At 59.8% G+C, this 24,954-nt stretch carries 20 protein-coding genes; 15 read left to right on the forward strand and 5 right to left on the reverse strand.

Annotated features, from left to right (window positions below):
- Nucleotides 1-5: 5 nt before the first annotated feature.
- Together QM007_RS09930 and QM007_RS09935 are read right to left on the reverse strand one after the other, a co-directional pair.
- A complete protein-coding gene (locus QM007_RS09930; protein WP_283489807.1) occupies nt 6-1,013 on the reverse strand; it encodes an NADP-dependent oxidoreductase in 1,008 nt (335 codons plus the stop codon).
- A 54-nt stretch (nt 1,014-1,067) separates the two neighbouring features.
- Entirely contained in the window at nt 1,068-1,343 is a 276-nt protein-coding gene (locus QM007_RS09935; RefSeq protein WP_283489808.1) for a DUF1304 family protein, read from the reverse strand.
- Nucleotides 1,344-1,570: 227 nt separating this feature from the next.
- Between QM007_RS09935 and purS the strand changes: the two genes are divergently transcribed.
- From purS to purL, 3 genes are read left to right on the forward strand one after another with little or no spacing between them, the layout of a single operon-like run.
- Nucleotides 1,571-1,822 (forward strand): phosphoribosylformylglycinamidine synthase subunit PurS, encoded by a 252-nt coding sequence (gene purS / locus QM007_RS09940; protein WP_135013794.1) that lies wholly within the window; start codon nt 1,571-1,573, stop codon nt 1,820-1,822.
- A gap of 5 nt (nt 1,823-1,827) precedes the next feature.
- Nucleotides 1,828-2,637: a phosphoribosylformylglycinamidine synthase subunit PurQ gene (gene purQ, locus QM007_RS09945; RefSeq protein WP_283489809.1), complete on the forward strand. Its 810-nt coding sequence runs from the start codon at nt 1,828-1,830 to the stop codon at nt 2,635-2,637.
- A 25-nt stretch (nt 2,638-2,662) separates the two neighbouring features.
- A complete protein-coding gene (purL, locus tag QM007_RS09950; protein ID WP_283489810.1) occupies nt 2,663-4,981 on the forward strand; it encodes a phosphoribosylformylglycinamidine synthase subunit PurL in 2,319 nt (772 codons plus the stop codon).
- A 163-nt stretch (nt 4,982-5,144) separates the two neighbouring features.
- On the opposite strand, the gene QM007_RS09955 is transcribed toward purL, so the two are convergent.
- Nucleotides 5,145-6,041 carry a hypothetical protein gene (locus tag QM007_RS09955; RefSeq protein ID WP_283489811.1) on the reverse strand — a complete coding sequence of 299 codons (897 nt, stop codon included), beginning with the start codon at nt 6,039-6,041 and terminating at the stop codon, nt 5,145-5,147.
- Between the two features lie 239 nt (nt 6,042-6,280).
- The gene (locus QM007_RS09960; protein WP_283489812.1) at nt 6,281-6,937 is read right to left on the reverse strand and encodes a biliverdin-producing heme oxygenase; all 657 of its coding nucleotides are present in this window, start codon (nt 6,935-6,937) and stop codon (nt 6,281-6,283) included.
- A gap of 198 nt (nt 6,938-7,135) precedes the next feature.
- On the opposite strand from QM007_RS09960, the gene QM007_RS09965 reads away from it, so the two are divergent.
- From QM007_RS09965 to QM007_RS10020, 12 genes are all read left to right on the forward strand, one after another.
- On the forward strand, nt 7,136-9,307 hold the full coding sequence (locus QM007_RS09965) for an HtaA domain-containing protein (protein ID WP_283489813.1): 2,172 nt from the start codon (nt 7,136-7,138) through the stop codon (nt 9,305-9,307).
- A gap of 264 nt (nt 9,308-9,571) precedes the next feature.
- Nucleotides 9,572-10,096: a matrixin family metalloprotease gene (locus tag QM007_RS09970; protein ID WP_283489814.1), complete on the forward strand. Its 525-nt coding sequence runs from the start codon at nt 9,572-9,574 to the stop codon at nt 10,094-10,096.
- Nucleotides 10,097-10,202: 106 nt separating this feature from the next.
- On the forward strand, nt 10,203-10,700 hold the full coding sequence (locus tag QM007_RS09975; protein ID WP_283489815.1) for a hypothetical protein: 498 nt from the start codon (nt 10,203-10,205) through the stop codon (nt 10,698-10,700).
- 190 nt (nt 10,701-10,890) lie between these two features.
- Complete coding sequence (locus tag QM007_RS09980) at nt 10,891-11,886, forward strand: heme/hemin ABC transporter substrate-binding protein (protein ID WP_283489816.1); 996 nt, start codon at nt 10,891-10,893, stop codon at nt 11,884-11,886.
- A gap of 30 nt (nt 11,887-11,916) precedes the next feature.
- Nucleotides 11,917-12,927 (forward strand): FecCD family ABC transporter permease, encoded by a 1,011-nt coding sequence (locus QM007_RS09985; protein ID WP_502949107.1) that lies wholly within the window; start codon nt 11,917-11,919, stop codon nt 12,925-12,927.
- Entirely contained in the window at nt 12,924-13,700 is a 777-nt protein-coding gene (locus QM007_RS09990) for a heme ABC transporter ATP-binding protein (protein ID WP_283489818.1), read from the forward strand. The genes QM007_RS09985 and QM007_RS09990 overlap by 4 nt, the downstream gene beginning before the upstream one ends.
- Nucleotides 13,701-13,794: 94 nt before the next feature.
- Complete coding sequence (locus QM007_RS09995) at nt 13,795-16,317, forward strand: HAD-IC family P-type ATPase (RefSeq protein ID WP_283489819.1); 2,523 nt, start codon at nt 13,795-13,797, stop codon at nt 16,315-16,317.
- A gap of 253 nt (nt 16,318-16,570) precedes the next feature.
- Nucleotides 16,571-18,706 carry a glucose PTS transporter subunit IIA gene (locus QM007_RS10000; protein ID WP_283489820.1) on the forward strand — a complete coding sequence of 712 codons (2,136 nt, stop codon included), beginning with the start codon at nt 16,571-16,573 and terminating at the stop codon, nt 18,704-18,706.
- 133 nt (nt 18,707-18,839) lie between these two features.
- Complete coding sequence (locus QM007_RS10005) at nt 18,840-19,319, forward strand: GNAT family N-acetyltransferase (protein ID WP_283489821.1); 480 nt, start codon at nt 18,840-18,842, stop codon at nt 19,317-19,319.
- Between the two features lie 252 nt (nt 19,320-19,571).
- Entirely contained in the window at nt 19,572-21,326 is a 1,755-nt protein-coding gene (locus QM007_RS10010; protein WP_283489822.1) for an ABC transporter family substrate-binding protein, read from the forward strand.
- Nucleotides 21,327-21,477: 151 nt separating this feature from the next.
- Nucleotides 21,478-23,010 carry an ABC transporter permease gene (locus QM007_RS10015; RefSeq protein ID WP_283489823.1) on the forward strand — a complete coding sequence of 511 codons (1,533 nt, stop codon included), beginning with the start codon at nt 21,478-21,480 and terminating at the stop codon, nt 23,008-23,010.
- Nucleotides 23,010-24,218, forward strand: coding sequence for an ABC transporter permease (locus tag QM007_RS10020; RefSeq protein WP_283489824.1), 1,209 nt, complete (start codon nt 23,010-23,012; stop codon nt 24,216-24,218). The genes QM007_RS10015 and QM007_RS10020 overlap by 1 nt, the downstream gene beginning before the upstream one ends.
- 91 nt (nt 24,219-24,309) lie before the next feature.
- On the opposite strand, the gene QM007_RS10025 is transcribed toward QM007_RS10020, so the two are convergent.
- The gene (locus tag QM007_RS10025) at nt 24,310-24,900 is read right to left on the reverse strand and encodes a hypothetical protein (RefSeq protein ID WP_283489825.1); all 591 of its coding nucleotides are present in this window, start codon (nt 24,898-24,900) and stop codon (nt 24,310-24,312) included.
- Between the last annotated feature and the right edge of the window lie 54 nt (nt 24,901-24,954).

A 24,954-nucleotide genomic window follows, 5' to 3' on the forward strand; every position in this document is an offset into this window, starting at 1 on the left:
AGCGTCTAGAGCTTCACCACCATCTTGCCGGTGTTAGCGCCCTTCATCATGTCAATAAAGGCTTCGATAGTGGAGTCCAGACCTTCGTAGACAGTTTCGTCATAGACTATCTTGCCCTCGGCAAACCAGCGGCCCATCTTTTCGCGGAACTCGGGTACAACGTCCAGGTACTCCCCCAGGGTGAAGCCCTGCATGGTCAGACCCTGCTTGACCATATTGACTATATTGTCGGGGCCGGGGGTAGTTTCGCCGGTGTTGTAGGAGGAAATTGCGCCGCACAGGGCAAGACGGCCACCGCGGTTCATCACATCGAGAGCAGCTTCGAGGTGATCGCCGCCGACGTTGTCGAAGTAGACGTCGACGCCGTCCGGTACCAACTCGGGCAGGGCCTGCCGCACCGGGGCGTCCTTGTAATTGAGGGCTGCATCGTAGCCATATTTGCTGGTCAGCAGCTCAACCTTCTCAACCGAGCCAGCGCTGCCAACAACGCGGGAGGCGCCGAGTAGGCGGGCGATCTGCCCGACGGCGGTGCCCACGGCGCCCGCTGCGCCAGAGACGAACACGACGTCGCCTTCTTTTAGGTGGGCAATACGGGTCAGGCCTGCGTAGGCGGTCATTGCCGTCATGCCCAGCATGCCCAGGTAGAGCGAGGACGGCGCCCCGGCAGGTAGTTCCGGCAGGGCGGTAAACTCGCGAGCGGCGCCCTGGGCGTAGTCTGCCCAGCCCTGCTGGTGCGATACGAGGGTGCCTACGGGCAGGCTTTCATCGTGCGATTCAACAACGCGTCCGACGGCCCCGCCGGTGATGCGTTCGCCCAGGCCGTAGGGGGCTATGTAGCTCTTGGCGTCGTTCATGCGTCCGCGCATGTAGGGGTCAACCGAGATGAACTCGTTGCGAACACGCACCTGGCCGTCGGTCAGGTCGGGCAGGGTGACGGTTGCGAACTTAAAGTTCTCGGCGGTGGGCCAGCCGCTGGGGCGGGAGGCAAGACGGATTTCACGTGCTTGTGTCATGATTTTTCCTTTCGAAAGCTGTTTAACCAGTTCTACGCCTGTGGACGACTTTTGTTAAAGGGCTGCGCTCAGAGCGAGCAAGGTGACGGCAAGCAGCGGGAAGGCACCCTGTTTCATGGCAGCGGAACGCTTGTCGGGGGAGGTGATGAAGAGGACGGCCGCGGCAGCCAGCATTGACCCGGTACCGGCGAGCATGAGGGCTAGTCCCACGGCGGGGGCACCGGCGAAATAGGCTAGGACGCCGGCGGCGGCAATGATTGCCAGGAAGAGGTTGTAGAGGCCCTGGTTGTAGACCATTTCCTTGGCCTGTTCGACTGATTCACGGCTCATGCCGAAGACGGGCAGGGCTCAAGCGCTCCAGCCGGGCGAGCGTGCGTCATATCGCTGAGCGTGCACCCAGCAGCCGCACGCTCAGCGATATAGCGCACGCTTGCCACAACCAGACGCCGTAGAAAAGCCCCGCGCCCCTCCGTTTCACTTTGACCCACGCAGTGCCCTAACCCGGTAAAATAGAACCCGGCTCTATATAGATTCCAGCACCCAAGGAGTGCCCATTCATGGCCCGTATTGTTGTTGACGTTATGCTCAAGCCCGAAATCCTCGACCCCCAGGGCAAGGCTATCGCTCACGAGCTTCCCCGTATCGGTCTGAACAACTTCACCGATGTTCGTCAGGGTAAGCGTTTTGAACTGACCGTCGATGGTGAAGTCACCGAAGAACTACTCGCGCAGGCCCGCCAGGCAGCTGAAGAGCTGCTGTCTAACCCCGTGATTGAAGACGTCGTCAACGTCGAAGCTCTGGAGGACTAAAAGACGTGGCAGAATCCCTCGCAGCAACCGAAGTGCCCCTGGTGGGCGACTTCTCCCAGACCACTCCCAACCCTGCCCTGGCCGATGTGCGCGTTGGCGTCATCACCTTCCCCGGCACCCTGGACGACCGCGATGCCTCCCGCGCCGTCCGCCTAGCCGGTGGCACCCCCGTACCGCTGTGGCACGATGAAGCAGCTCTGCACGATGTAGACGCTGTGATTGTGCCCGGCGGTTTTTCGTATGGTGACTACCTGCGCGCAGGCGCTATCGCCGCTAAGGCCCCGGTCATGCGCAAGGTCGTTGAGGCAGCTAGCGCAGCTGGCACCTCAGGTTCCGCTCCCCTGCCGGTGCTCGGCATCTGCAACGGTTTCCAGATTCTGACCGAAACCCACCTGCTGCCCGGCTCCATGATTAAGAACGATCACCGCAAGTTCATCTGCCGCGATCAGACCCTGCGCGTTGAGACCAACCAGACTGCCTGGACCGGCGACTTCGAAGCGGGCCAGAACATCGTGGTGCCCCTCAAGAACCAGGACGGTCAGTACGTTGCCGACACCAAGACCCTTGAGGCTCTTGAGGCTGAAGGACGCGTGGTGTTCCGCTACGTGGACGTTAACCCTAACGGCTCCCGCAACAACATCGCCGGCATCGCCAACGAGCGCGGCAACGTCGTGGGCCTCATGCCCCACCCCGAGCACGCCGTCGAACCTGGCTTCGGCCCCTCATCCTCAGGTTTTGGCACCGTGGGTCTGCGCGGCGGCGCGGACGGTCTGGGCGTCTTCACCTCCGTACTCAACCAGCTGGTTTCGGCCTAAACGCCTCGCATAAGGAATAAGAATTTTGAGCGACAAGAAGTTTAATCTCGACACCGTTGAGCACGCCGCTGCCACTCCCGACACCGAGATGCCCTGGGCTGAGCTGGGTCTGAAGGAAAACGAGTTCGAGGACATCAAGAAGATTCTCGGCCGCCGCCCCACCGCAGCCGAGCTGGCTATGTACTCGGTCATGTGGTCAGAGCACTGCTCCTACAAGTCTTCCAAGGTGCACCTCAAGCAGTTCGGTGCCAAGGTCACCGACGAGATGAAGAAGGATCTCATGGTTGGTATCGGCGAGAACGCCGGTGTGACCAACATCGGCAACGGCTGGGCTGTGACCTTTAAGATTGAGTCCCACAACCACCCCTCCTATGTTGAGCCCTACCAGGGTGCAGCGACCGGTGTGGGCGGTATCGTGCGTGACATTATCTCGATGGGTGCCCGCCCTGTGGCCGTCATGGATCCCCTACGTTTCGGTGCCATTGACCACCCCGACACCGCCCGCGTCCTGCCCGGCGTTGTCTCCGGTGTGGGTGGCTACGGCAATTCCCTGGGCCTGCCCAATATCGGCGGCGAAGTTGAGTTTGACGAGTGCTACCAGGCCAACCCCCTGGTCAACGCCCTGGCTGTGGGCATTATGCGCCACGAGGACATCCGCACCGCAAACGCCTCGGGTACCGGCAACAAGGTCATCCTCTTCGGCGCCCGCACCGGTGGCGACGGTATTGGCGGCGCTTCAGTTCTAGCTTCGGAGTCCTTCGACGACACCAAGCCATCCAAGCGCCCTGCCGTGCAGGTGGGCGACCCCTTCGCTGAGAAGGTGCTGATTGAGTGCTGCCTGGAGCTCTTCAAGAACTCCATCGTTGAGGGTATCCAGGATCTCGGTGCTGCGGGCATCTCCTGCGCCACCTCCGAGCTGGCCTCCAACGGCGACGGCGGTATGCACGTTGACCTGACGAAGGTTCTGCTGCGCGACCCCACCCTGACCCCGGGCGAGATTCTCATGTCTGAGTCCCAGGAGCGCATGATGGCGGTTGTGACCCCCGAGAACCTGAGCCGCTTCGAAGACATCATGAAGAAGTGGGACGTCGAGTACTCCATTCTAGGTGAGGTGACCGGTTCCGGCCGCCTGACCATCGAGTGGCAGGGCGAGATTATCGTGGACGTTGACCCCAAGACCGTCGCCCACGACGGCCCCACCTACGAGCGTCCTTACGCCCGCCCCGAGTGGCAGGACGCCCTGCAGGCCGACAAGTTCACCGGTTCTAACGCGGACGACGCCCGCCCCACCGGCGCTGAGCTGGGCGAGGCTATCAAGGCGTTTATGGCTGCCCCCAACATGTGCTCCAAGTCCTGGATTACTAACCAGTACGACCGCTACGTTCAGGGCAACACCGCCCTGTCTATGCCCGATGACTCCGGCGTGATTCGTGTGGACGAAGAGACCGGCCTGGGTGTTGCCCTGGCGACCGACTCTAACCCCCGCTTCACTAAGCTCGACCCCTATGAGGGTGCGAAGGCGTCCCTGGCTGAGGCCTACCGCAACGTGGCTACCGTAGGCGCCCGCCCCGTGGCTGTCTCTGACTGCCTGAACTTCGGTTCCCCCGAGGATCCGGACATCATGTGGCAGTTCGCTGAGGCCGTGCGCGGTATCGCCGACGGCTGTATGGAACTGGGCGTACCCGTGACCGGCGGTAACGTCTCCCTCTACAACCAGACCGGCGGCAAGGCCATTAACCCCACCCCCGTGGTTGCCATGATGGGCGTGATGGACGACGTCACCCGCCGCACCCCCTCCGGCTGGGCTCCTGAGCATGACGGCCAGGCCCTCTACCTGCTGGGTACCACTCGCGACGAGCTGGACGGCTCCGAGTGGGCTCGTTTCAAGGGTCACTTGGGCGGCCTGCCTCCCAAGGTTGACCTTGCTGCCGAGAAACTGCTGGGCGACATGCTGGTGAACATGAGCCGCGACGGCATGATTGACGCTGCCCACGACGTCTCTGCCGGTGGCCTGGCTGCTGCCCTGGTTGAGGGCTGCCTGCGCTTTGGCGTCGGTGCCCGCGTTGGCCTGGGTGAGGTTGCTGAGCGTGACGGTATCGACCTCTTCACCCTGCTCTTCTCTGAGTCCCTGGGCCGCGTGGTTGTCTCCGTGCCCCGCTCCGAGGAAGTGCGCTTCAAGGACATGTGCACCGCCCGCGACTACCCCTTCGCCCGTATCGGCGTGGTCGATGCAGCCTCTAATGCCCTGGATATTCAGGGTGAGGTCGCTATCGACATGGACGAGCTGCGCGAAGCTCACGAGGGCACCCTGGCCCGCCACTTCGGTGAGGTTGCCCCCAGCTAGTCGCTAGCTACACGGTGTAAGGACGCCGCCGCGCCCCTCCCCTGCCTTCGGGCAGGCAGGTGCGTGGCGGCGTCCTTTTGTCTTAGCCTGTACAGGGTTCTTGGGCTGTGTGCAGAGAAAACCCTGCACACAGCCCAAGAACCCTGCACACCTCCAATCTGACTCACCGGACGCCGGCCTCCCACAGCCGTTGCCGGAGAGTAGCAGGGTGCGACATCAACTCCTTCCAGCGCGTACGCACCACCTTCCAGCCAGCCATCTCTAATTCGCGATGCCGTCGATGTTCCGCCTGAACTACGTCGTCAGCGCGGCCATAGACTCCCGAATACTTCACCTCACCATCGACCTCAAGAATGACCCCCAGCTCAGGCCAAGCGAAGTCAGCACGGTAGACACGGCCATAGTGGGTGAATACCTCGAACTGCTCCTGAGGTAGAGGCAGATTCCACTCATAGATAAGGTCGCGCGCGATCGTCTCAGCCGGAGAATCTGCTAAACCGCTCAGTCTCTGCCCCACGGCAAGCGCAGCTCCACCCGCCTCAGTCAGAGCAGCACATGCCGACGCTACAGATATAACACCCTGCCGCAGAAAATAATCACCAATCACCAGCGCCTCAACACGAGGTAGAGATAGGGCCACATCGCACAGAGTTTGACCCGGGGCAGCAACAGAAGCCCCTACTACCAGCTGAGCCTCGCGAACTACGTCCGTGCGTCCGCGATGCGCTGTTACTGAAGGGCGGTGCTGTACAGAAGCCGACGCAAAACTCATATGCACCTTGCGAGGTAGGGTTAGGAGCGGAGCTCCTAACCAAAGCGCAGCCGACTGGTGGCTCAGAACCCCGCTCGGCACCGTTTTGATATGCGCAGCGTGGTGGGCTATGCATCTCTGGCGAGTGCCCCACTGGTTCCATGTAGAGGTCTCGATATAGATCCCCTGCTTGATTTTGGTGTAGTCACCAGACCTAAAACGGGTCGAAGCCGCAGAGGGGCTTACACCGATATCTTGTAAATCCTTAAGGCAGCGCACCTGTTGGTAAATCTCTGCAACATCATTCATAAGGGCAGTGTCACCGAGCCCGTCTACCTCTTGCAAGGGGTGTGAACATCGCAGCCCCTTGTGGTTCACAAACAGGTCATATAGCGCCCAGACCTGTGGGTAAGTCGCGCGCTCTAGCTTGGCAGTTACCGGCCCGGGGAGCGTCCTTCTTTCTTAACCCTGTGCAGGGTTCTTGGTGCGTGTGCAGAGAAAACCCTGCACACAGCCCAAGAAACCTGCACACAGCATAGAGGCCCCTCCTACGGGGCTAGGCTCTCACCCAGCTGGGCAAACACACGGGAATTATGGTCGAAACCAGCCAGGGCCTCATCAACCAGGGCGGCGCGCTGGGCGTCCGTCAGCGGAGCGCTATCGAGCAGACCCCGGTAGGAGTCCTTGAAAACCTTGGGCTTCGGGAGCGCCTCAAACCGGTACATGCTCAGAGCTTCAGCAGGCACACCGTAGTGCCGGGCGACCAGGGCAGCCACGGCCTGCCCACCCGACAGGTCACCCAGGTAGCGCAGGTAGTGGTGAGCCAAGAAGCGTTCGGGGGCGGACGCTGTCGCCCGGATAGCCGCGGCATAGTCAGCGGTTGCCGGTAAGGACTGGTTACTGGTGGGGCCGCCCAGTTCAGTAAGGTCAGACTTAATGGAAGCAAGACGATCAAGCCCCTCTAGTACGAAGGGGGCGGTGATGGGGTTGGAGTTGGCGCGAAAACCAGCAGCCACTTCTTCGAGAGCCTCGTAGATGTAAACGTACTGGGTCAGCAACATACGGTAGGCATCCACGTCGAGTTTGCCGCCCATCAGGTCGGCCATGAAGCTGGAGTGTTCTGCCTGCTCGTGGCGAGCAGCGGTTTCTGCCTTAAGACGTGCTGAGAAGGTAGGACGCTCGATATCGGCAAGGGTGAGTGTCATCAGGTTACTCCTTGGTGAAGGGTCGCAGGGGAATATTTATTGACAGACTGTCACCAAGAAACAATTAAGTCAAGCCTTTGTAATCTATTTTTATTAGGTTCCCCTTAATGCTAGTTTAGGCATGCCCTTAAATTTAATAAGGCTTGGCATGTTACGTAATGTGCCCACCCTACACCACATAGATTTCAGAGGATGCCAATGTCTCCCCAGCACAGCGCCCGGCGCTCCTGCGCCCTCCTAGCCACCGCCGCACTCACCCTGTCAGGCATGACCCTAGCCACCGTGTCCGTAGCGGACGCCGCAGATGCCACCAGCAGCACCGTCGCTGCCGCGTCCGCAACTCACGTCGCCAGCAATGCCCAGCTGACCTGGTCGCTCAAGGACTCCTTCATCCGCTACGTCACCGGCGCTTTTGCTGGTGGCAGCGTCGAGGTAACCGGTGGCCCCAGCTTCAACGGCTCCGCCTTCTCCTGGCAGGGGGCCGAGGGCGAGTTCACCGGTACAAACGGCACTATCTCCTACCCCGGAACTATCCACTTCACCGCCCACAAGGGTGAACTTGATATCATCTACGCCAACCTCAAGCTGGTTGTCAACGGCAACCAGGGCACCCTGGTAGCTGATATGAAGTCCAAGGGCTACAACGGCTCCCCCGATATCGATGCCAGCAATGTTAACTTCGCAACCGTAGACCTTTCAGGCGTCACTTTCGCCAACGGCACCGTATCAGCCACCGATGCCCCCGTTACCCTCACCGCCGATGGCGCAGCCGCCTTCGCCGGTTTCTACAAGGCAGGTGAGACTCTCTCCCCCCTGACCTTCTCAGCCACCCTCACCGAGAAGCCCGCAGAAACCCCCGCTCCTACCCCCACGCCTGAGCCCACTGCCGACGGCGTCACCAACGCAGCGGGCACCGTCACCTGGGGTATCAAGGATTCCTTCCTCAACTACCTGATCGCCCAGAACGCTGTTACCCCCGGTGATCAGACCAGTCTTGAAGGCAATAACTTCGTCTTTGCCGGTGCCACCGCCCAGAAGACCGAGACCGGCTACTCCATTACCGTGCCAGGTAGCTTCTCTCTGGTCGCCCACGGCGGGGTGCTCAATATCAACCTGCACAGCTTCCGTATGGTTACCGACGGTGCAAACGGATACATCTACGCCACCGGAACCTCGACCAACACCGGCGAAATTACCGACCAGCCCATCGCCAGCTTCGATGCGAGCGCCCTGACCACCGATACCGAGGGTAATCTGCTCCTGAGCGGTGTGACCACCTACGCCACCGGGCACGCGGCGACCATTTTTGGGTCCCGCTACGCTGAGGGTCTGGAGTTTGACCCCCTCTACCTGCGGGTTGCTGCCCCCGTGGTTGAGGACGCACCGGCCCCGGCTCCCAGCGAGACTCCGGCTCCGGCCCCGAGTGAGTCTCCTGCGCCGAGCCCGTCCGCCGAGCCTACCACCCAGCCGACCGTGGCCCCCTCAGCTCAGCCTTCTGCGGAACCGACGGTAGCCCCCTCTACCCAGCCGACCGTCGTACCTTCAGCCCAGCCCTCTACCGACCCGGCTAAGGCACCCCAGTGCGTGCCGGTGACCGTCACTGAGACTGTTGCCGGTGCAACCACTACCCAGGCTGACGGGACCGTCTCAGCTGCTACTTTCGACTGGGGTGTGCGTTCTTCCTTCCGTAACTACATTGGTGGCGGTATCGCTAAGGGTGGCTGGGAACTGAACGGCGTCACCTACGCTAACCAGGCCTTTGGCTGGTCCAAAGGTACAGGCACCTACGCTAACGGCAAGGTCTCTGTGGCTTTCGAGGGCTCTGTCCGTTTCACCGGCCACGGCGGCACCTTGAACACTCTGATGGCTAACCCCCGCCTTGAGATCAACGGTTCTACCGGCACCCTCTACCTGACCGTAAGTTCTAATGACATGAAGGGGCAGACAACCCACCACGGTGAGGTGCCCTTCGCCAATGTCGATTTGGCTGGCCTGACTGTTAACGGATCCAGCATTAGCGTCAGCAGTGCTTCTGCCGCCCTAACTGCTGAGGGCAAAGCTGCCTTCGCTGGCTTCTACCAGGCGGGTGAAGCCCTTGACCCCATTAGCTTCACCGGCACCCTGGGTTCAAAGACCGTCACCGGTGCTTCTCAGACCATTGAGAAGACCCAGTATGTCTCTCAGAATGGCGCTAACTGCGATGCCCTGAACGCTGAGGCAGAGCGGAAGGCTGAGTCTGCCCGTGCAGCTGCCCAGAGCGGCAAGCTGGCGAACACCGGTGCTTCGGTGGGTGCCTTGGTTGCCCTGGGTGCCGCCCTGCTGGCTGCCGGTGCTGTGGTGGTAGCCCGCCGTCGGATCTCCAATACCTAAGCGAGTCATTCTCTCCTGCCCTAAATAAATAGATTGAATATTATATAAAAATGGGCGCAGGCCAACAACATGCAGACCTGCGCCCAGCTCGACTACATAAACCCTTACCCATATAGACAAAATTAATATACAATTAATCAAGGCATAAAAATAATCTAACCCATTTACTGGTTTTTAAAAATATAATTTTATATACTCAATCTCCAAAAGCACTAATTAGTATTCACATAAGGAGTGTTATAGATGACAAATCGAAGAGTTTTCATGAAATCTATATTACTAGCTTCTACTGCCATACTATTAACCCAAAACATAGCCAAAGCATACTCATTACATGGCGCAAAACAAGAAGGTAAATATTTAAAAATTGAACTTGTTAACATGAATGAAAAATATAGGCTTGCAGCAATAACTGCTGGAATCTCATACTGCCTAAATACTCATATAACAGTTCATGCAGACATTCACCCAGGTGGAAGCAGATTTACTGCATCACATGGAAATTTTGGCAAAACTGGCTGGGAGGCCCGTGCCACTTGGAGAACAGGATTTCGTAGCAATATTATAAAAAGTGGATCAATACATATGAACGAGGCCTACTGCAACTCCATGAATGGTTTAAATCTACGTGTTGTAACTATGCACGAAATAGGGCACCTACTGGGGCTTGGGCATTCAAAATTACAAAATGCAATAATGTACACATCAGCTTCACATGCATTTCTCAGACACAATACCTTTACCCCAACAAATGATGACAAGGCAGGTCTCAGAAAACTATACATATAATTGACATGAATTTCTATCAATAAAGAAACAGCTAAATTTCAAGCAATTTACACTCCAAATAAATTGATTGCAAAAAAAAAATCGTTATACAGAATATTTATCTGCCATGCTCAAGATTATTAAAAATATCCTTCACCCCTCAAGAAGAGATCTCCATACGCATTACTCACGCGTATCCATATACGAATCTGAAATTGAAATTGAACAAGATAGCGATACAGTTGCTGTTGTTGAATTGAACAGAAGTTTTCAAGTTCAGGACATACCAAACATTGATGAAACATTCATAATTCACGAATGCAATGTATTGAACTACATAAAGGGTAGGGGGCCGCAGAAAATCAGAGTTAGACAATTTATTGAAATGGAAAGCGAAAGTTTACTAAACCAAGGCAACAAATACCTTCTCTACCTGACATATAGTGGCCTTAACCCTCCACTAGAAAAAGATTACTATATAACAGGAGTTACTGCTGGAATATACAGAGAAATTCCTTTTGAGGAGAACGGAAGCCTAGCTCAAGACAACAAAATAATGTTTGTACGAAATATAGTAACAGAAGACAATCTACCCGGTGAAATTCAAATTGAAAACCTCAACTAGGTTCATTATTTTTTTATCTACAATCTATATAATTGTAGTTATTGTATATCTAGCTAACTACTTTGTTTTCAACCCCTCGAAAACGCTGTACCAATCCCCCGCCAGTGTTCCCTCAACAACCTCCGATACGTTTCAGACCACCGGTCCCACAAACACTTCTGGAGGGAATAACTCCCTCAGCCGTGAGCAGGTGCACCGCACCGCCCTGCAGCAGGCCGAGGACTATCTCAAAGCCAATGCTGTAGAGAACCCCAAGAGCCTGACAGGTCTAGCCACGGCGGCGTCCGTGCCCGACGTGCTGCCAATTGAGAATCCGCAGGCCCCGCAGCTGCCGGTAACCGTCACTGATTTTCAGGGTACCGAGGTGACCGTGACCAGCGCCGACCGTATTCTGGCCCTGGATATGTACGGCACCCTGGCCCAGACCGTCGTCGCTTTGGGGCTGGGTGACAACCTGGTGGGACGGGTCACGTCTTCGACCGAAACGACCCTGGCAGACCTGCCCCTGGTCACCCAGAACGGCCACGATATTTCAGCTGAGGCGGTTCTTTCTCTCGCCCCTACCGTGGTGCTCATGGACACCACCAACGGCCCCCTCGAAATTACCGAGCAGCTGCGCTCCGCCGGAGTGACCGTGGTGCATTTTGACCCCTCGCGTTCCTTGAGCCAGGTAGTGCCGCAGATTGAGGCGGTTGCGCAGGCTCTGGGAGTTCCGGACGCCGGCACCCAGCTGGGTGCCCGGGTGCAGGCTGAGATTGATTCGGCGCTAGCTACCATTGCCGAGGTTGCCCCGCAGGATTCGGCGCATACGGTGGGTATGGCCTTCCTCTACGTTCGGGGTACTGCCGGTATCTTCTTTATCCTGGGTGACGGCTCGGGGGCCGATGAGCTGATTACTGCCCTGGGCGGGCGCGATGTGGCCAGTGAAGGCGGGGCGTCGGGCACCGTGCCCGCTAACGCTGAAGCGCTCTCGCGGGCTAACCCCGACCTGATCCTCACCATGACCGGCGGGGTGGAGTCTACCGGCGGTATCGAGGCCTTCTTCGCCCGCCCCGGGGTGGCTGAAACGACCGCCGGGGCCAACCAGCGCGTGGTCGATATGGCTGACGGTCAGATTCTCTCATTCGGGCCCAACAGTGCAGCGGTACTACTGTCACTAGCTACCGCTATCTACACCCAGCAGTAGGTTCTTGTGCAGGCACGCTCTTCTACTCTCATTACTGTCTTCACCGCGCTCCCCCTGCTTCTCATCGGCACGGTGCTGGTCTCAGCAAGTCTGGGCCAGTTTGAGATTCCCCTCCCCCAGGTTGCCGCCGGTATTCTGCGTAACCTGGGGCTGGCGTCCGCCGACCCTTCCATGCAGCTGGCAGACGCCACCCTCTGGAATATCCGCCTACCCCGCATTCTGCTGGGGCTGCTGGTAGGTGCCGCCTTGGGGGCGTCCGGCGCCCTGATGCAGGCGGTCTTTGGCAACCCGCTGGCTGAGCCGGGCGTCATCGGCATTTCAGCCGGTGCTGCGGTGGGGGCCTGCGGGGCTATTGTGCTGGGCCTAAACGCCCTGGGTATGTTCACCGTGCCCCTCTGCGCTTTCGCCTGTGCACTAGCCACCACCGCCCTGGTCTATCTCTTCTCCCGCTCCGGCGGGCGGGCAGAGGTACTGTCGATGATTCTGACCGGCATTGCCGTAACCGCCGTAGCTAACGCCCTGATTGCCCTGATGGTCTTTATCGCCGACGACGCCAGCCGCGACCAGATTATCTTCTGGCAGATGGGCTCCCTGAACGGGGCGACCTGGGCGGCGGTAGCTACCAGTGCCCCGATTGTGGGTCTCGGTATTATCGGTAGCTTTCTCTTGGCCCGGCAACTCAACCTTCTCGCCCTGGGTGATCGGGCTGCTGCCCACTCGGGTGTTCATGTAGAGCGCCTGCGCCTGGCAGCCATCGTCTGCACCGCCCTGCTCACCGGGGCCGCGGTCTCCTACGCGGGCATTATCGCTTTTGTGGGTCTGATTGTGCCGCATCTGCTGCGCATGGTGGTGGGGCCCTCCAACCGGGTGCTCCTGCCTACCTCGGCCCTGGGCGGTGCCCTGCTCATTGCGGCCTCCGACCTCGCCGCCCGCACCCTGGTGAGCTTCGCCGACCTGCCCATCGGCATCTTCACCGCCCTAGTGGGTGGCCCCACTTTCTTTGTTCTGCTCCGCCGAACCCTAACCAAGGGGGCCCTGTGACCTCACCTTTACTCGTCGCCGATTCGGTCAGCTACCGGGTGAACGGGCGGCAGATTCTGCACGACGTCTCGCTTGAGGTTGCCCCCGGTGAGGTTCTAGCTCTTATCGGCCCCAACGGGGCGGGAAAATCGACCCTGCTGTCCCTGCTGGCAGGGGATGCCGCCCCCAGCTCGGGTCAGGTTACCCTGGGCGGACGCCCGCTGGCAGACTACCGGCCGGTAGAGCTGGCCCGCACCCGGGCCATGCTGTTGCAGCATACCTCGGTAGCTTTCTCCTACACCGTGCAGCAGGTAGTTCAGATGGGCAGGGCTCCCTGGCGGGGTACCGAGCAGGCCCAGCAGGATCACGAGATTGTCGCCGCCGCCCTTGCCGACACCGATACCGGGCACCTGGCGGGCAGGGACGTCCGCACCCTCTCGGGTGGCGAAGCCGGCCGCACCCACCTGGCCCGGGTCTTTGCCCAGCGCACTCCCCTGCTCCTGCTCGATGAGCCCACCGCAGCCCTCGATATTATGCACCAGGAGCAGACCCTCACCCGCGCCCGCGCCTATGCCCAGCAGGGGGCGGCTGTGGTGGTAGTCCTTCACGATCTCGATGTTGCGGCCTCTTATGCTGACCGACTGGTGCTTCTTGCTAAGGGGCAGGTGGTGGCGCAAGGACGCCCGCAGCAGGTCTGCACCACCGAGCGACTCAGCGAGATCTACGGCCACCCCATTGAGGTGCTGACCCACCCGGCAACGGGGAGACTCTTAGTGCTCCCTGCCCGGGGGTAAGGTAGTTTTCATCCTCAAGGCGGACGTGCCTCTACCCCTCTGCCACTAGACTAGGTACTACCTTCACCCCGTTCGACGCCCCTAGGAGCTTTCTATGTCTCACGCCGCGCCTACCCACCGCGTGAATGTGAGCACCCCACCAGATAGCGTTCTAGAGGCCGGTGGGCTCACCAGCGAGCAGGTCGCTGAGCGCCAAACCGCTGGGCTGGTCAACACGCAGAATAATGCGACCTCCCGCTCCACCGCCACCATTATTCGCACCCATCTTTTCACCATGTTTAACCTGGTGCTGGGCCTCTGCGGGCTGGCGGTGATTCTGGTGGGTTCCTGGCTCGATACCCTTTTCCTTTTGGCTGCTATTGCCAACGTCGTCATCGGTTTTACCCAGGAGTTCTCGGCCAAGCGCCAGCTCGACCGCATAGCCCTGCTACGCCGCGACCCGGCTACCGCCCTGCGCGATGGCAAGCTAGTGCCGGTTGCCCTCGATGAGCTGGTCCTCGATGATGTGGTTCTGCTCAGGCGCGGGGATCAGGTGCCTGCTGATGCAGTGGTGCTCACCAGCGATGGGCTGGACCTTGATGAGTCCCTGCTGACCGGCGAAAACGACCCTGTGGGCAAGGTGCCGGGGGACGGCGTCCTGTCGGCTTCCTCCGTGATTGGTGGGTCGGGCAAGGTGCAGCTGACGGCGGTGGGGCCTACCTCCCGCGCCGCGAAGATTACGGCCGAAGCCCGCCAGTTCACCACCATCCATTCGGAGCTCCGGGCGGGTATGGAACGGGTGGTCACCTGGATTACCTGGGCCCTGGTTCCCATCATCGCAATTGTGCTGAACGGGCAGATGCAGGCCGCTGGCGGCTGGCAGCTGGCCCTTGATTCCGGTACCTGGCGCGATGCCCTGATTACCTCTGTCTCGTCGGTCGCCTCCATGATTCCCCAGGGCCTGGCCCTGATGACCACCATTTCCTTTGCCGTGGCATCGGTCAAGCTGGCCCGCACCGAGGTGCTGATTCAGGAGCAGCCCGCCGTTGAGGTGCTGGCCCGCGTCGACACCGTCTGCTTCGATAAGACCGGTACCCTGACCGAGGGCGGGGTGCGCTTTGATTCGGTTCGCTCCCTGACCGGGCAGGTGCTCTGGGGGGAGGCCGGGCATCAGGACGCTGCCGCCGATTCCCGGGTTAAGGACGGCTGGGCTGCCGCCCTGGGCTGGTTAGGGGCCGACCAGAACGCTAACCCCACCGCGGCTGGCCTGAAAGAGCCCTTTGCTGAGGCAGCGGACGCCGCAGCCCCTGCCGGTGCCAGCACCCCGGCTGCTACCGGCGTCCTGCCCTTCTCATCTGCCCTGCGCTTTAGCGGCGTAGAGTTCACTGGCACCGGTGCCTGGCTACTCGGTGCCCCCGAGGCGCTTTTACCCAAGGACTCTGCTGCCCGCGACCTGGCCGGTGAGCTGGCAGAAAGCGGGCTGCGTGTGCTGGTGCTGGCCCACGCCCCCGCCCTACTGCGCGAGCCTTCCGGCAAGGTAGCCACCCGGGTTCCTACCGGTCTTGAGCCCCAGGTTCTGGTGATTTTCCGGGAGCAGGTACGATCCGAGGCCCCCGAGACCCTGGCCTACTTCAGAAGCCAGGGTATCGACCTAAAGGTCTTCTCTGGCGATAACCCCCGCACGGTAGCGGCCGCAGCTCAAGCCGCCGGTATGGACGTCTCAGCCGGTGCGGTCGATGCCTCAACCCTGCCCGAGAGCGGCCCTGAGCTGGTAGACGCTGCCCGCACCCACGCCGTCTTTGGCCGCGTTTCACCAGAGCAGAAGAAGAACATGGTGCTGGGTCTGCGCGAAGCTGGCCACGTGGTAGCGATGACCGGTGACGGTATCAATGACGCCCTAGCCCTCAAACACGCAGATTTAGGCATTGCCATGGGTAACGCCGCCCCAGCCACCAAGGCAGTCTCCCGCCTAGTGCTCCTCGATGGCCGCTTTGACCGCCTGCCCGGCGTGCTGGCGGAGGGACGAAAGATTATTGCCAATATCGAGCGGGTCACCAACCTCTTCCTCACCAAGACCGCCCTCGCTATTCTGTTAGGCCTGACTCTGGGTGTACTCTGCTGGAAGTTCCCCTTCCTACCACGTCAGTACTCCACCGCCGACCTGCTCATTGTGGGTGGCCCCGCCTTCTTCCTGACCATGCTGCCCAACACCCGCCGCTACGTCAGCGGCTTCTTAGGCAGGGCCCTGCACTATGCCCTACCGGCGGCCGTCATCATTACGGCGGTACTGGTCTTCGTCAACGGCTACGGGCACGCTCTCGCCGGGGTAACTAGGTCAGAAATTCAGACCGCCACCTTTATTGCCCTTGTGCTCATGGGTATCTACAACATCACCACGGTCGTGCGGCCCGTGCGCGGCGTCCGCCTGGCTATTGTGGCAGCCATGTACGCCGGCCTGGCCCTGGTACTCCTACTCCCCCCCTCGCTCTGGTACCATCAGTTCACCATTCCCACCGGGGCATACTTGCTAGCCACTCTAGGCTCAGCTGCCCTGGGCTGCCTGGCTATCGAAATCAACCTGCGCCTGCACACCGCCTGGTTGCGAGCCAAACACCCCCAGGTACTTGCGCAGGGCTAACATCTGGGAGTACGCTTGACCACGAACGGGGTTCACACCCCACACTCTATGTAGTCAATCATCAGGATTGTTACTGGTTCAGCAGGCAAGACCTGAGTTGCTATCAACTCATACGGCACCGGTGCACCCGCACCCACGCCGCTTCCATGAGCACCCGTCTACCCGCATCAGGGCACACGGTTCGATAGGCAACTCGGGTCTTTTCGTCTTAAGAACCAGCTAGCAGTCCGCACACACCAGTAAGGTTCCACCCGTGAACAACCCACAGATGGGCGAAAAGATTCTCGAAGGCCTGGGCGGCCCCGAGAACATTTCGCACTTTACCCACTGCGCCACCCGCCTGCGCGTGACCCCCAAGTCCAACAGCGCTGTAGACCGCACTAAGATCGAAAACATCCCCGGCGTGCTCTCCATCATCGAGCAGTCCGGCCAGACCCAGGTCGTCCTCGGCGACAAGGTCGAATCCGTCTACAACGAAATGCTCAAGCTGCCCGGTATGGGCTCCGTGGGCGAAAACTCCTCCAAGGGCGCTGTAGCCACCGACGAGAAGAAGGCCGGCGCCCTAACCCGCGTCTTCGACGTGCTCTCAGACTCCTTCCGCCCCATCCTCTGGGCGCTGCTGGGCACCTCCATGATCCTGACCCTGATCGTCTTCCTGCAGCAGCTGGGCTACTTCGGTCAGTACACCGACCTCACCGGCCAGGTCGTTAACATCGATATCGTCAACGGCCCCCGCCTGGCTGATGCCGATGCCGCAGCCGCCATGCTCAACGAGTGGCGCGCAGCCTTCCCCTTCTGGTTCATCATGCTGGCAGCCTCCCTGTCAGTCCTGCAGTTCATGCCCATCATGCTGGGTGCAACCGCCGCCAAGCGCCTTGGCGCTAACATGTGGGTCGGCGCGGCTATCCCCGCAGCCCTCATGACCGGCACCTTCCAGGGCTTTGCAGACATCGCCGTAGACGGCGTCGTCCGCGTCCCCTTCCTGGGTCTTGACCTGCCCTTGTACGTCATGAACTACACTGGCCAGATCTTCCCGCCCCTCTTCGCAGCAGCCCTGCTGGCTCCTCTGGAGCGCTTCTTGAAGAAGGTCATCCCCACTATGCTGCACATGGTCTTCGTGCCCATGCTCTCCGTCATGATTCTGGTGCCTCTAACAGCCTTCCTCATTGGCCCCATCGGCATCAAGTTCGCTCTGGCTATCTCTGACTTCATCGGCGGCGTCAACGAAATCGCCCCCTGGCTGGTCGGTGGCCTCATCGCAGGTCTCTACCTCTTCATGGTTCCCCTGGGTCTGCACTGGCCCCTGAACGCCGTCATGATTAACAACCTGCAGACCGACGGCGTAGACTTCATCCAGTCCCCCATGGGCGCCTACAACTTCGCTGTCTTCGGCGTTGTCACCGGTGTTGCTATCGTGGCTCGCCGCAACAAGGAACTGCGCCAGACCGCTGTCGGTGCGGCTGCCTCGGGTCTGCTCGGTGGTATCTCCGAGCCCTCCCTCTACGGTATCGTCCTGCGCTACAAGCGCGTCTTCCCCCTGATTCTGGTCCCCGCCATCATCGGTGGTGCCACCATCTCAGCCCTGGGTGTTAAGTCCTACGCCTTCGCCTTCACCTCGCTGATTTCTATCCCCGCAATGCAGCCCTGGTACCTCTACGTGATTGGTCTGGCCATCGCCTTCTTCGGCGCTATGGCAGGTGTACTGATCTTCGGCTACGAATCTAAGGATCAGAAGGCTGAAGCTGCCGCCAAGGCTGCAGCCGTTGCAGAAACCGGCATTGGCGAGTCAGCCGCTGAGGCAACCACCCCCGGCGCTGCTGAAAAGCGCACCGAAGTTGCTGCCGCCACCGCAGCCGCAGCCCCCGTTGCAGTTGCTGAAAAGCAGGACGCCGCCCCCTGGGCAGCTGAAGAGGCAGCAGCACCCGCAGCAGGCACCGTCCTGACCATGGCATCCCCCATGGAAGGCCAGGCAGTTCCCCTGTCCGAGACCCCCGACCCCATCTTTGCCGCCGAAAAGCTCGGCAAGGGCGCGGCTATCGTCCCCACCGGCAACACCGTGGTAGCCCCCGCCGCCGGTAAGGTCTCCGTCACCATGCCCTCCGGCCACGCCGTAGGCCTGAAGCTCGACAACGGTGTAGAACTGCTCATTCACGTGGGTATCGACACCGTCAACCTGAACGGCGAAGGCTTCGACGTGAAGGTTGAAAAGGGCCAGCGCGTTGCCCCCGGCGATATCCTGCTGACCTTCGACCCCGAGATCATTAAGAACGCCGGCTACTCCCTGGTAACCCCCGTTCTGGTCACCAACACCAACCGCTTCGCTGAGGTTGAGGGCGCTACCGGCGCCGTCCAGCCCGGCTCTGAGCTGCTGAAGGTTACCACCAAGTAATCCCGCCGCAGCCCCGGTGTGCCGCCCCGCATCGTCCTTCCGGACAGTGCGGGGCGGCTTTCTATGCCTTTAAACAAATCTCATAGTTACTGCCCGGTAATAAGCGCAGTTCAACGGGTTTTAGAATGACTGTATGTTTACCGTGAAATCCTTTTATGACCTGACTCTTGATGAACTCAACGAGATTTACCTGCTGCGCGGGCTGGTCTTTGTGGTGGGCCAGAAGATTACCGAAGAGAACGAGATTGACCGGGCAGACCGGCAGGCCCTGCACTTCTTCCATGCCAATGAGCGCGGTGAGGTGCTGGCCTACCTGCGGCTTTTTGATTTGGCTACCTTCTCTGACGAGGCCCACCCGGCAGAGCCCGGCGCCTGGACGTTGGGGCGGGTGGCGGTACACCCGGACGCCCGCGGCACCGGCTTGGGCCGCAGCCTACTAGATGAGGCATTGACCTGGATTGAAGAGAATACTGAGGCCGAACGTATCTCTATTAGCGCCCAGGCCTACCTGGCGGGGAGCTACTACGGGGCGGCAGGCTTTGAGGTTGTGGGGGAGCCCTACCTTGAAGCGGGTATCGAGCACGTGCGCATGGTGCGCCCCATCGAGCGATAGCAAAAGAAGAAACGCTGCGCCAAATTCATGAGCTAAAAAGACGCTGTAACGTATTTTTTACATTTTCTGAAGAGTTTTACATGTAAACAGGGTTTTTTGTGGCGCAGCTTCCCAAAAATAGCCTAGTATATACATTACACATCATGTGATTCACCACACCCAAGAGTTGGGGAGGCTTGCGCCGCCCCGCACACACAGGGTGAAGATCGCGGACCACAACATACATTTCCCCTTTTCAGCAAGGAGACACTAATGCGCAAGACCCGCATTTCCTCAGCTCTCGGCCTCTCAGCTGTAGCTGCCCTGGCTCTCTCAGCCTGCGCCAGCTCCGACACCGGCGCCTCCAGCACCTCAGGCACCGACGCAGCTGCATCAGACAAGTCAGTTTCAATTGCTATCACCAACGTTTTCTCCTCACTGAACGTAGGCACCGCTGAAGGTAACTCAGACACCAACGGCATCATCAATCAGATGACCAACCGTGGCTTCTACACCATCACCAATACCTTCGACATCCGCCACAACGAGTGGTTCGGTACCTACTCCATGACTGAAGAGGGCGAAGGCATCAAGGTTGACTACAAAGTCAATGACGACCAGAAGTGGTCAGATGGCAACGACATCGACAAGGGTGACCTGCTCCTGGCATGGGCTACCCAGTCCGGTCACTTCGACAGCGAAGACGGCGAACTCACCTACTTCGACTTCGCAGGTGAAACCACTGGCCTCGGCGGCGCAGAGGTCCCCGTTGTGAGCGAAGACGGCCGCTCCATCTCCTTCACCTACCCCAAGGCTTTCGCTGACTGGGAAATCGCTTACGACATCGACAAGCCCGCCCACGTTGTCGCTGAGCTGGCCGGCATGACCGAAGATGAGCTCATTGAGACCATCGAGACCGCAACCCCCGGTGAAGAGAACGAGAACCTGCGCAAGATTGCAGACGCTTGGAACACCGGCTACAACACCACCACCCTCCCCTCCAACGAAGCCCTGACCGTGGGCAACGGCCCCTATCTGGTCACCGCCGTTGAAGAGAACCAGTCAGTGACCCTGACCGCCAACCCCAACTACCAGGGCGACAAGAAGCCCGCCATCGGTGAGGTTGTGCTCAAGGTTCAGGGCGACGTTGCCACCCAGATTCAGGCTCTGCAGAACGGCGAAGTCAACGCTGTTGCCCCCCAGGCCTCCATCGACACCGTCTCACAGCTTGAAGCTCTGAGCGGCGTTGTCACCGAAACTCAGCCTGACCAGGCTTACGACCACCTCGACCTGAACGTCAAGGAAGGCTCACCCTTTGCTGACGAGAACGTCCGCAAGGCCTTCCTGCTGACCGTTCCCCGCCAGGACATCGTCGACAAGCTGATCAAGCCCATGGACGCCAACGCTGAGGTTCTGAACTCCCAGCTCTACGTAGCCTCCGACGCTGAGAACTACGCCAAGACCGTTAAGTCCAACAACTCCTCTGAGTACCCCTCAGACGACATGGACGCCAACATCGAGAAGGCTAAGGAACTGCTGGGTGGCCAGACCCCCACCATCCGAATCCTCTACAACAACAAGAATTCCAACCGCATCAACTCCTTCCAGATGATCAAGGAATCCGCTGAGAAGGCAGGCTTCGTGGTTGTTGACGCCGGTAGCGAGCAGTGGTCATCACTTCTTCCCGGTGGTGACTACGAGGCGTCCATCTTCGGCTGGGTTTCCTCAGGTGTAGGTAACTCCTCACTGGGCCAGATCTTCAAGACCGGTTCATCCTCCAACTTCACCGGCTACTCCAACGCAACCGTTGACGCAGCAGCCGATGAAATCATGACCACCACCGACACCGCCCGCATCGAAGAACTGAAGATGCAGGCAGACGGCGAAATCTTCAAGGACGGCTACGGTCTGCCCCTCTTCCAGTCCATCGCTGTTACCTCGGTTTCAGACACCATCACCGGTGTAGAGCCCAAGCCCGGTCAGCAGCCCCTGACCTGGAACATCGAAGAGTGGGACATCGCAGAGTAAGTACAGTTATGCTCTAGTCACGCTACAGATGGCAACTAACAATCTGTAACTGCCCTACGGCGCGGACGCTCACGAGCGCCCGCGCCTCTGGCTGTTTTGAGAGCACCCTCCTATTCCCAGGGTGTACTCCCCTACCCCATCAGGATTCATCATGCTCATGTACTCCGTGAGGCGCCTGCTCACCGCAGTGTTCATTCTCTTCGGTGCATCGTTCCTCATCTACAACCTCGTAGCTATCGCGGGTGACCCCCTCGAAGAACTACGTACCTCGACTTCCCCCAACAAAGAAGCACTGATTGCCCAGCGCATCGATGCCCTCGATCTCGATGTCCCTGCCCCCCTGCGCTACTTCAAGTGGCTCGGCGGTGTGCTCGGCTGCTTCGCAGGTAAGTGCGACTTTGGCCAGAACCTGGCAGGCACCCCCGTTACCCAGCTTCTCTCCAACGCTGTCTACCAGACCCTCACCCTGGTTGTAGCAGCCACCGTACTCTCCATCCTGATCGGCGTCAGCCTGGGTATCATCTCAGCCCTGCGCCAGTACTCAGGCCTGGACTACACCGTGACCTTCGCCAGCTTCCTCTTCTTCTCCCTGCCCTCCTTCTGGGTTGCAGTTCTGCTCAAGGAATTCGTGGCTATCGGCTTCAACGACTTCCTCCGCAACCCGGTGGTCACCATACCCACGACCCTGCTCATATCGGTGCTGGCAGGCCTCTTCTGGTACTCCGCCTCCTTCGGCAAGCAGAAGACCCGCTACCTGATGGGCCTGTTGGGCTTCGTCATCACCGCGGGCGCTATCGTCTTCGTTTCCACCACCAAGTGGTTCCTCACTCCCTTCCTGGGCATCCCCTTCATGCTCCCCCTGGGCCTGGGCGCCGCCATCATTTTCACCATCCTGGTCTCCGGCCTGCGTAACCGCCGGGCCCTGGGTGCAGGTCTAACCATGGTCGTCGCTGGCCTAGCTGCCTACTTCCCCCTGCAGGACCTGCTCGACCTGGCCACCATGCTCATGGTCGTCCTCATCACCCTAGCCTTCATGGCTCTGGGCTGGGTCGTCGGTCTCGTTTGGGGTGGCTACGACAAGGGCCAGGGCGCCCGCGTCGGTATGCTCACCGGCCTGGTTATGGCCTTGCTGATTATCGCCGACCGCTTCATGCAGGCCTGGCCCGCCTACATCAGCAACAGCCGTATCAAGGGCCGCCCTATCCCCACCGCCAACGCTTCTACCCCCAACCTGCAGGGTGACTTCTGGATTCTGAACACAGATACACTCACCCACATCCTGCTCCCCACCATCGCCCTGACCCTGATTTCGCTGGCCTCCTACTCACGCTACTCGCGTGCGTCCATGCTCGAAATCATGAACCAGGACTATATCCGCACCGCCCGCGCCAAAGGTGTCTCAGAGCGCTCCGTCGTCATGAAGCACGCCTTCCGCAACGCCCTGATCCCCCTGGCAACCATCATCGCCATGGACATCGGCGGCATCATCGGTGGCGCAGCGATCACCGAGCGCATCTTCGCCTTCAAGGGCATGGGTACCCTCTTCCTCGACTCACTGGCTCACACCGACCCCAACCCCGTCATGGGCGTCTTCCTGCTGACCGGCATCCTGGCGCTCGTCTTCAACCTTGTGGCTGACCTTCTCTACTCAGCCCTCGACCCGCGTGTGAGGGTGAAAGCATAATGAGCACCAACGACAAGAACCTCAGCTCAGGGCCCGCTAAGGAGCCCACCACCGAGACCACCGCACTACGCTCCATCGAAACCAACATCGATATCCGCGCTCAAGAGTCCGTGGGTAAAACCCAGGGCCAGATTGTGCGCAAGCGCTTCCGCCAGAACACCGGTGCGGTCATCTCGCTGGCTATCCTGGTCGCCGTGCTCCTGCTGGCCATCACCTCCATCGGCGTGGGCCCCATCCCGGGCTGGTGGAAGTACAACTACACCGAGATGAACCCCATCGTGAACGGTGCAGCCCCCAACGCCCAGCACTGGTTCGGCCAGGACGCCACCGGTCGCGACCTCTTCGCCATGACCATGCGCGGTGTGCAGAACACCTTCCTGGTGGTCATCCTGATTACCAGCATCGCCGGTTTCCTCGGTGTGCTCTTCGGTGGTCTGGCAGGCTACTACCGCGGCTGGATTGAAGCCGTCATCATGCGCTTTACCGACATGGTCATCATCATCCCCCTGATGCTGCTGACCGCCGTGCTCGGTAAGCTGGCCGGCAGCTACTTCCACGGCATCTGGAACACCATCATGTTCGGTGTGGTCGTGGGTCTGCTCTTCTGGTCATCTCTGGCCCGTCTGGTGCGCGCCGAGTTCCTTTCGCTGCGTGAACGCGAATTCGTGGATGCCGCCCGCCTGGCAGGTGCCTCGGATCTGCGCATCATCTTCAAGCACATCCTGCCCAACGCCATCGGCGTGGTCACCGTGAACGTGTCACTGATGATGAGCTCCGCTATTCTGACCGAGACCGCGCTCTCTTACCTGGGCTTCGGTATTAAGGCCCCCGACTGGTCGCTGGGTTCGCTGATTTCAGCTAACCAGTCAGCCTTCTCTACCCGCCCCTGGCTCTTCTGGTTCCCCGGTCTCTTCATCCTGGTGATTTCACTGGCCGTCAACTTTGTGGGCGATGGCCTGCGCGACGCCTTTGACCCCCGCCAGAAGAAGTTCAACCCCAAGAAGGCAACCAAGCGCACCGCCCACTCAGCCGAAAACGGCGTGGGTATCGACGGTTCCGTAGCCGCCCCGGCAGCAGCCGCTGGAGCGAGCACCGCTACCGTGCACGCCTCACTTGCCTCAGAGGTAGAAACCCCGCACAGCACCCGCACCTCAGATTCTCTTGATCAGGATCTGGACGGCCCGGCGGGCTCACCCCAGAACAAGTAGCTCTCATCGCTTGAGGCGGTGAGCACACCAGCACTCACCGCCTCATTAATAACCGAATAGAGAAGGCAGAACCTCCCGGCTTACCCCGAGCCTAGAAAGCCAGACCCGCTACTGCTGCTAGAAGCAGAAGGACGAAGATAGCCGCCCCGACGGCGTCCACCCGCGATTCCTGCCGGGGCGAGACCCCCTCCAGGGCAGCGTCCTCAACCAGCTCCTGCCAGTAGCCGCGCACCACCAGGGCAACGGCCCCCGCCGCTGAATTCGGCAGGTCCGAAGCCCGGATAGAGCGCTCCGCACCGTAAGTGATAGCGGGCAAACGCTCAAGGTCCTGACGGTGGGTAGAAAGGGACGCCACCATCCCGCTTGACGGCAGACCAAAAGCCTGAAAGCGCTTGGTGGGAGTCACCAGGGTCAGATGGTACTTAGTTGAAACATCGATGAGGGCCGCATAATTGACCGTATGCGTCACAAAGGGGTTATAGATGGTGAGCTCATCAGCGCCCACCACCAGCCGAGAGCGGCCCAGCACGTACCACACCGTGTAGGCCATCCAGAGAATGCCCCAGCCACCGGTCAGCAGGTCTGATAAGCCACCGCTGACCGCCAAGGCCACCAGCACGCTCGCTGCAACCAGCACAGCGCACCAGGTATAGAAGGGGGCGGTTTTCACGTGAAAGGTCACCGGAGGGTTCTGCAAATACTGAGACTTCATAGTCTCTTGATTCTCTCAGATGAG

The sequence above is a fragment of the Rothia sp. SD9660Na genome, assembly GCF_030064065.1.
Lineage (GTDB): Bacteria > Actinomycetota > Actinomycetes > Actinomycetales > Micrococcaceae > Rothia.